8 protein-coding genes and 2 pseudogenes are annotated in these 8183 nt (G+C 64.4%); 8 read left to right on the forward strand and 2 right to left on the reverse strand.

Translation table 11 applies throughout. The annotated features are described in order from the left end of the window. Positions 1–220 (reverse strand): annotated as a pseudogene (locus tag AC1D2F_RS23490) (MFS transporter); the annotation flags it as partial. 308 nt (positions 221–528) lie between these two features. Here AC1D2F_RS23490 and AC1D2F_RS23495 point away from each other — a divergent pair. The 7 genes and pseudogenes from AC1D2F_RS23495 (at position 529) to AC1D2F_RS23525 (ending at position 6045) form a co-directional block, all read left to right on the forward strand. Continuing rightward, positions 529–1227 (forward strand): maleylpyruvate isomerase family mycothiol-dependent enzyme, encoded by a 699-nt coding sequence (locus AC1D2F_RS23495; RefSeq protein ID WP_476967868.1) that lies wholly within the window; start codon positions 529–531, stop codon positions 1225–1227. Between the two features lie 660 nt (positions 1228–1887). Next, a pseudogene (locus tag AC1D2F_RS23500) lies at positions 1888–2049 on the forward strand (IS110 family transposase); the annotation flags it as partial. A 462-nt stretch (positions 2050–2511) separates the two neighbouring features. Continuing rightward, positions 2512–2670: a hypothetical protein gene (locus tag AC1D2F_RS23505; RefSeq protein ID WP_229992294.1), complete on the forward strand. Its 159-nt coding sequence runs from the start codon at positions 2512–2514 to the stop codon at positions 2668–2670. Between the two features lie 380 nt (positions 2671–3050). Beyond that, positions 3051–3497, forward strand: coding sequence for a hypothetical protein (locus tag AC1D2F_RS23510; protein ID WP_229992295.1), 447 nt, complete (start codon positions 3051–3053; stop codon positions 3495–3497). A gap of 96 nt (positions 3498–3593) precedes the next feature. Beyond that, entirely contained in the window at positions 3594–3980 is a 387-nt protein-coding gene (locus AC1D2F_RS23515; RefSeq protein ID WP_476967869.1) for an SHOCT domain-containing protein, read from the forward strand. Between the two features lie 82 nt (positions 3981–4062). Continuing rightward, positions 4063–4914: an SRPBCC family protein gene (locus AC1D2F_RS23520; protein WP_476967870.1), complete on the forward strand. Its 852-nt coding sequence runs from the start codon at positions 4063–4065 to the stop codon at positions 4912–4914. A 258-nt stretch (positions 4915–5172) separates the two neighbouring features. Next, on the forward strand, positions 5173–6045 hold the full coding sequence (locus AC1D2F_RS23525; RefSeq protein WP_476967871.1) for a response regulator: 873 nt from the start codon (positions 5173–5175) through the stop codon (positions 6043–6045). A 150-nt stretch (positions 6046–6195) separates the two neighbouring features. Here the strand turns inward: AC1D2F_RS23525 and AC1D2F_RS23530 are convergent, their stop codons facing one another. Next, complete coding sequence (locus AC1D2F_RS23530; protein WP_476967872.1) at positions 6196–7371, reverse strand: glutamate--cysteine ligase; 1176 nt, start codon at positions 7369–7371, stop codon at positions 6196–6198. A gap of 533 nt (positions 7372–7904) precedes the next feature. Between AC1D2F_RS23530 and AC1D2F_RS23535 the strand changes: the two genes are divergently transcribed. Further along, a partial coding sequence (locus tag AC1D2F_RS23535; RefSeq protein ID WP_476967873.1) for a transposase occupies positions 7905–8183 on the forward strand: 279 nt, incomplete at its 3' end.

Genomic DNA, 8183 nt, shown 5'->3' on the forward strand with positions numbered 1-8183 from the left:
GTACTCCGATGAGGGCCCATGAACCGAGAAGGCCGGCTGCGGCTGCATCAAACGACCCGATTTGGCTGGGGTCCGCGAGCAACCCGGGTAGCACTGTGCCGTAAACGACGAGATCGTAACCGTCGAACACGAGGGCGGTGCAGATGATCAATGCCACCCAGTTGGCCGTGCGGGCCTCCTTTCGCGGATTTTCGGCGATAACGGTTTGTGGTTGTGTCATGGTCCCAAGTCCTCTCTGGACAGTATGTGGAGGGGCTGTGCCTCGGGAGGACGAGGCGGCCGTCCTCCAGCTGCGTCCCAGCCTTACAGAGGTGTGACGTGAGCCATATACGGCAAATACCCGGGTTCCTGCCCGGGTGGGATTCATATTCCTGAAGTATCAAAGCGCCACATATGTGGTTCCCCGCGGTGCAAGGCGTCAGGGGAGCATCGGGCAGCGAAGGTGCCGTCTCAATCCATATGATCTGGATATCGACCAGCAGGCACCTAAGAGTGGTTCGGCCCCGGGCCCGCGGATAGGCTGGCAGGATGATCAACGCCGCACGCCTGCACTCGGACCTGTCCCGCCTGGGCAGGGAAACCGAGATGTTCTTGGCCACCGTCGATTCCCTGTCCGACGATGAGATGACCGTCGCCTCACTGTGCGAGGGGTGGACACGGGCCGATGTCATCGCCCACGTTGCTTCGAGCGGCCGGGCACTGGTAAACCTCATCGAATGGGCTGCCTCCGGCGAGGAGCGGCCCCTATATGCATCACGCGAAGCCCGCTCGCAAGCGATCTCGGCCGTCGCCGCCCTTCCCCGTCAGGAGCTCATTGGGGAACTCCGGGAGTCTGCCCGAAACTTTGCCGAACAGGCCCTGCGGCTGGGCGGGGACCTCGCGGCCCCGGAAGTCCAGGTGAACGGCAAGGGCCTCCCCGCCACATCCATCGTGGCGCTTCGAATTGCCGAGGTGGTGGTGCATCACCAAGACCTCGGCACCGCTTGGACCATCGAGGAGGCGGACCCGGATTCGCTCTTGAATGCCCTCGAAGCTGTGGTGCGGTCCTTGCGGGCTAAGGGCGCCCCGGGAATGACGCTGGTGACCGAAGAGCGTGACGAGTGGGTCATTGGCAACGGCGCCCTGCGGGTTGTGTCTGATCGTGAGGGCTTGCTCCAGTGGTTGGCGCGTGGGGACGCCGAGCATGTTGAAATGGACGGCCCGGTGCCGGCACTGCCGTCCTGGTGAACGGCGAAGTTGGGCAAATTCATCCCAGCGACTGCGGCGCCTTCATGTCACGGTGCTGCAAATAGAAGGCAGGCAGCCCGTGACGGTGACCCGCGCCATACGTCGTTCCTGAACGCCGATGACGGATCTTCTGTCCGCCGCGGCAGAGGCGCCTGATGCTGCGGCTGACCGTAATTCCGTTCCGGACGGCTCCGAGCGCAGAATACAGAACAGCTGCACCCCGGATTGGGGAGAGGGGCCGCAATCCCTTGAACTGGGCAATTTGGCGTGTGTACATTGTGCGCACTTTGGGCTGCGGATCGAGTCGTACTGGGGCCGGACTGGCCCGGATTCCGCATGTTTCCGCGGGAGCCCAGTGTTTGCAGGGGAGGGAATGCAGTTCGAGTCCCACCTCGGGCACGTGTTTTCCCTGTTCAGGGGCTTGTGAGCCTCTGAATGTGTACAAATCTCCTCTTATGGGCCCCTGCGGGCCCATTCTTGTTGGTGGCCGTTGCTGTCTGGCGGCTCCTTCTTTTGACGTGGACAGCGGTGTTGCTGGGGACACCTTCATGGCTGGGAGCGTTTGGAACTGCATGACTTGCTGCGACTTGGGGATCAAATCCTCATGTTCATCCCGGTCGGCGGCCGGAACTCCTGGGAAACTCTCGTCATGTCCTTGCCGCCTCACGGACCTATTAMGACCGCAAACGCACCGACGGCAAATCTCACATCCAGGCGATGCTTGCCGTGGCCCGGCGCCGCCTGAACGTCCTTTGGGCCGTGCTCCGTGACGGCAACACCTTCATCCGCGTGTCCGCCGGGGCGCCATCCATGGCCGCCTAATCAGGGCACTTGCGGCGTTCCACGTGCGCCGAAAGACCGTGGGCATCCCCGCGTGGCTGTTCGAGAATCGGAATGTGCCCCCCGACGGGCAGTATAGGCATTCTTCGAAGGTGGGCTGCTGCTGATGCGCTCCATGCGCACCGCCTGGCTGCTGGCATTGCTCCTGGGTGTCACCGGCGCGGACCGGTCCTTCCTCCGCCGGCCTGCTGACGCCCGGCGGGTTTGGGATCTGGTGGCTCTCTGACCTGTTCCGGATCACCAAGGAATACGCCGCTGACGGTGCTTCCATGCCGTTGGCCGCCGGCACCGACTCCCTGCGCCGCGGCCTGCGTATGGCTTCGACCGTCTTGGCCTCCGCCCTCGGGGTGCGGTGTTCTGCGCCATCGCGGCTCCTGTCACCGGGACCCTCACCGCCACCGTCACTGCCATGAATGACTGCTGAACCCGGCGCCGCCGGCACCGATGAACGAGTGGATCACTGTCGCGGAGGCCGCCGGCACCAAACCCGCGGGCCCCGTCGTGACCGTCACCGGCAAGCTCCACATCGAGTACGCCTATACCGGGCCTACCGGCGTCTACCTTCAACCGGCGAAGGGGCCGGCCCTACAGTTCTTTCCCTGACAAGGCGCGTGCCGGGATGACCGGCGTCACGCTGAATCCGGGTACGTACGCGCTCACGGTCAGCACTACCGGCAAGGCCTGGCACCTCATGGCCGAGGAGTGCCGGATCCCCGGGTAGCGCCGGGCCGGCTGACCAGCACCCCGTTCTGTTTGAAGGACGGTCAGCCCAGAATGGCCGGGATCTGCTACTGCAGCCAACTGTCGGTACGAGGTCCCGCGGTTGGCGGCCATTTCGTGGCGGGGCGCCGTGGGATTCCGGGTGCTGGCACTACGCATCACCTTCCCCGGATGAGGCCCACACCCGCGGTACGGGCAGACAATGGTCGGACTTGCGTGTGGCAGGGTTCCCTGCCGCAATCCATTTCGGAAAGGGGCCTCCAGTGTCCAGACCACACCCGATCCTTGCAGGATCGATCGCAGCCGGGGCAGCCATCGCACTGCTCACGGGCTGCAGCCCCTCCACCCCCGGCACCAGCGTCAGCAGCGCCAGAGCCGAGAAGAACGTTTCACAAGCATGCGCTGCTGCCAGCGCCTTCGCCGGAGCCCTGACAAATTTCAAACAGACACTTAAACCTGGTGCCACGATAGAACAGATCAAATCGGCACGGGAACAGGTCGCGAAGACCTACGACGACCTGGTCAAGGCCAGCCAGGACGTAGCCAAAGACGAGATGGACGCCGTAAAAACGGCCGAAAACAAGTTCGACGCAGCCGTCAGAGCCGTCCCGAATGACGCCACCCTGACCCAGGCGGCCGCCTCCCTGCGGGACGACGCCGCCAACGTCCAGGCCGCGGTCAGTGACCTCCAGACGGCGACCAAATGCTGACCTCAAGGCCCCTCCGGGCTGGCCTGCAGCCAGCCTCGGTCTGCCCAGGCTGCAGTCCCCTACAACACCGCTCCTATCGAAAGCAGGGAAGTTGACATGAGTTTCTGGGAAAACTTTTGGGATATTTTTTGGTGGTTCTTCTTCGTGTATGCATTCGTCGCCTTCCTCTGGGTGTTGTTCGCCGTCATCGGCGACCTGTTCCGCGATGACAAGCTGAGTGGCTGGTGGAAAGCCCTCTGGATCCTCTTCCTGGCCTTCGTGCCCTTCTTGGGTCTGCTGGTGTACCTCATTGCCCGGGGTAAGGGCATGGCTGAGCGGTCCATGGATCGGGCGCGGGCGCACCACGAGGCCTCGGATGCGTACATCCGCAGCGTCGCGACAACCAGTCCAAGCGAGGAGATCACCAAAGCCACGGCCCTTCGGGACTCTGGAACCATCAGCGCTGACGAATTTGAAAGGATCAAGAGCAAAGCACTGGTCTGAGAGCGCCAGGGACCCGGTACCGCGAGGCAGCAGACGCAATGACCCTGGACGCAGCGTTGTTTTAGTCCTCGCTTGGAGTTCGGTGTCATTCAGCGCAACACCTCCCGGGCTGTCGCTGGATGTCCCATTCGGCGGTCGGAGGCTGAGGGGCGTGAACCGTCAAATGGTCTCTGGCTGCGTGCTGGGAGCCGGGCTGGTGTCCGGTTCGTACTTCCGTTTTGAAAGGGAGAGCCTGTTGTCCGAAGAATCAGCAAGGAACGTCGTGCCGGTGATGCACGACCTGTCGGCGGCGGAGGGCTGCAGCGTCAGGGGCGTCCAGAACCCGGCGCTGCGCCAGGCCGGCGCCATCGGTCATGAGGGCCGGCCGCAGCCTGAATGGTCGCAGCGGCGGGCCGGTCCCGCTGCAAATGCCTCGGGTTGCGGGCTGTTGTCGACGAACCATGTGCCGACAACCCGGCGCCCTCCAAGCGCGGGACCAGCTAGGTCCATGCGCTCCGTCGAGGCTGAGACATTGATCAACGCTCGAAGCTCCGCTGTCTGGGACGTCATCACCGATGCACGGAACTTCACCGTCTGGGAATCCGGCATCACGCGCATCCGGGGCGAGCTGCGCAACGGTGGCACCATCAGAATCCGAACTCACATCGGAGGGGAGCGCACCTTCCGGCTGCGCGTCCAGCAGATGCCCGGCGAGGTGATGACCTGGACCCAGGGCCTGCCTCTGGGCCTGCTCACCGGGGTGCGCACCTTCAGGCTTGAACCGCTGGGCGGCATGACGCACCTGCTCGTAAAAGAAGAGTTCACTGGCCCGCTTTGCGGGCTGCTGCTGTGGGAGTTCGTGTCCGACACGCAGCAGGCTTTCATCGATTACGTTGGCGCTGTCAGGAAACGCGCTGAAATCCTCGGCCGACACCTTCGAACCACGGGGTCATGAGCGCCATCGGAGCAGCGCGCAGCGTCCAAGAGCGCCCGACGCCGCCTGAGCGTGTTCTGGGCCATGCTTCGCGACGGGCCTCTAGCGGCGGCCTGAGGTTGCGACACCGGTTGTCTGCGGGACACCTTCAGAGACCCACTATCGGTTTACTCTGGGGTCTGTCGGGCAGCGTGCGCATGAATGCGCGCTGGATGGGGACCGGACGGCATCATCCAGCACGCCTTCGGTGCCTTAAATGCGAAGGAACTTCATGGCGATGTGGCTGAATCGAAAATCCACCCGCAGCACCCTTTGGCCGGCCGGGGCGTATATCTGCTGGACGACCACGAGGTCGTGAGACGGGGCCTGCGCCATCTGCTGGAGTCCGATGGTCTCAGCATCGCCGGAGAATCAGGGTCCGCGCACCGAGCATTCCGGCGAATCCCTGCCCTCCGCCCGGAGTTGGTCATCCTTGACGATGATCTTCCGGACGGTTCCGGTGCCGACGTGTGCAGGGCCATCGCGGCGGCGGACCCGACCATCCGGTGCCTGCTGATGACCGGAGATGCCGATGAAGCCTTGCTGATCAACTCCATTCTGGCCGGCGCGTGGGGGTGCCTGTCCAAACAGGATGGCAGCAGCGAACAGCTCAGGCTCATCCGCCGCGCCCTGGCCGGGCACACCGCGTACAGCGGCCGGTTCCAGACCCCGCTCGTCGGGCCCGCAACCCAGTCCCTGGATAGGAGACTCCTGACCCTCACGAGACAGGAAATGAATACCGCCATCCGACTGGGGAGAGGGCTGACCAACCGCCAGATCAGCCAGGAGATGTCGCTGGCGGAAAAGACCGTGAAGAATCTGACCTCAACCGTTCTGAGGAAACTCGGCATGGCGAGCAGGACTCAGGCCGCCGTGTTCATCACCAGGGCGCTGAATTCTTCTGAAGACCCTGCCGACGGCGGATACCGGTTTAGCCCATCCCCGGCTCTGATCGCGGAGGTCACGGCAGCGCTGCTGACCTGCACAAGCGAGTCCTACACCGTGCCACCCACAGACGAAGTGCGGGCAAGGGACGTCCGGCGGCTTGCCGACGCACTCACCGCGACCCGGACCGACCGGATGGGACCCCACCTGCTGCCCGGCCGGACTTAAGAACCCCGGATCCCGGGAACGGCGTTCCCGGCTCCGTAAAGCTGGTGAGCCCGCCACGATCCCGGGGAGAGCCCAGGGTGGTGCATGCTCGCGGGCCCGCACCCAATAGGGCGTCCACCGAACGCTGTCGTGGCTGTACGGTCGGGTCAGTCAGCTAGTTTGCAGGCGCCGGGACCGGCGATGCGGGGCCGGGGCGGTCCCGTGGGTGTGTCCGACGGCCTCGAGCACCACGGCGGGCAGGCTCTGGGTGCTCATCATGATCTCGCGCTGTCGGCGCGCACCTGTGCCGGAGGACAGGATCCGGGCCACTTCCGCGGTCACTTGCTCCTCGTCCCCGCTGTCGGCCAGGGCTGGCCGGATATGGGAGAGGAGGACCTGGACCGCTTCTCCGGCCGGGCATGGAATGTTCAACAGGGGGTGCAGGAGGGTGTCGTCGACTCCTGATTGGCTTGCCTTCCACGCCGCCAGGCGCAGTTGACCGGCGGACAGGCGGGGCGCAGAAATCCCGGCGCGCCATTCCTGGGCGGCCCGTTCAACGAGTCCCCGCACCATCGCGGCAATCGCGGCCGCATGTGAGGCCTCCATGCACACGTCGGCAATGCGCACCTCCACCGTCGGATGGTTCCGGGAGAGGCGCGCGTCGAAGTACACCATGCCTTCGTCGAGGAGTACGCCCGTTGTCAGCAGGGATTGCACGTACCGGAGGTATTCCCGTTCTGATCCGAACCTTTCGCAGGGCCCGGCGGTCGGCCAGCGGGTCCAAGCCTGGTAGCGGAAGCTTGCGTATCCGGTGTCGGCACCCTGCCAGAAAGGGGAGTTCGCGCTGAGCGCCAGCAGCACGGGCAACCAGACGCGGATTCGGTCCAGGACTGCCACCCCTTCCTCACCGTCGGTGATACGGACATGAATATGGAAGCCGCAGGTGAGTTGCTCCCGGAGCGTCAAACCGAACCGTGTTGCCATGCTCAGGAAACGGGGCTGCGGTACGAGGGTAGGAGTGGCCGGGACGGGACTGGTGGCCACGGCGACCGCTCGTGCGCCCACCGAACGGGCCGCCTCATCGGCAAGCCGCCGGCCCTCTCGGACGCCCGCAATCACTTCCTGCAGCGTGGAACAGACAGGGCCAACGGCCTCAAGCTGCTCTTGCTGGACCTCCAAAGCCAAGAATGGGCCGCCACTGGTTTCAGGGCGCTGCGGGGCCTTGGCCAAGCACGCTTCCGCGGCGGGTACGGGCTGGCCCGTCGTGGCATCGACGAGCAGGAATTCCTCCTCGACGCCGAACGTCCTTTGAACCCCGCCGCCAGAACGGTTGGGTGGTCTCGTCATTGAAGAATTCAAGGCAACTCCTAACCGGAAGGCCTCCAGCCCTGCCACTGCAGGGCGGCTGCCAATGAAGCTATACAACCCCCCAACGAGCCATGATCACCGGCCCGCTCGCGCTGCTGGTTTCCCCAGAATATCCCCGACAACAGCCTGCCGGAAGGAAAAGCCTATAAGACGGTCATCCAGACACACGTGCCCCATCGCCCATACCTTCCGGGGAACGGGACGCGTAGCGCGGGCGGGGCAGTGATGCGGGATTGCCGGAGGGGCGTCCCTCCGCACCGGCCGCGGGTCCTGACAGAGGACACGAACAGACTGAAAACCGCCACCCCGGGTCGTATGCGTGGATCTTGGGAAGAGCTGGGCAGAGCCTGCTTACAGGGCTCGCACCCGTTCGGGCGTCCGCTGGCGCGGCCGGCTGTTGGGTCCAGTGCTGTCCGTCGCAGGGCTCCGGCCATCCCTGTGGGCCGCCACGGAGTTCTCGGACAGTGGACCCCCTTAAAATCGGGGGACTACTGAAATGAGGAATGTGCAGAATGCCTGCATCACGTCGCCGGTTCAGCCAGGAGTTCAAGGACCAGCTGTGCGAGGAAGTCGTCTCGACTTCGAAAACAATCAAGTCCGTCGCCGACTCGTACGGGGTCGGTGCCGAGACGCTGCGTAACTGGCTGAAGAAGTACCGGCAGGAACACGACACCACGGGCACCGAGGTTCCGCTGACAGGCTCGGAGCGGGCCCGGCTGATGGAGCTGGAGCGGGAGAACCAGGAGCTGCGTGCGGAGGCTGCGTTCCTGAAAAAAGCCGCTGCATACTTC

The organism is Arthrobacter sp. P1_B3 (assembly GCF_056406615.1).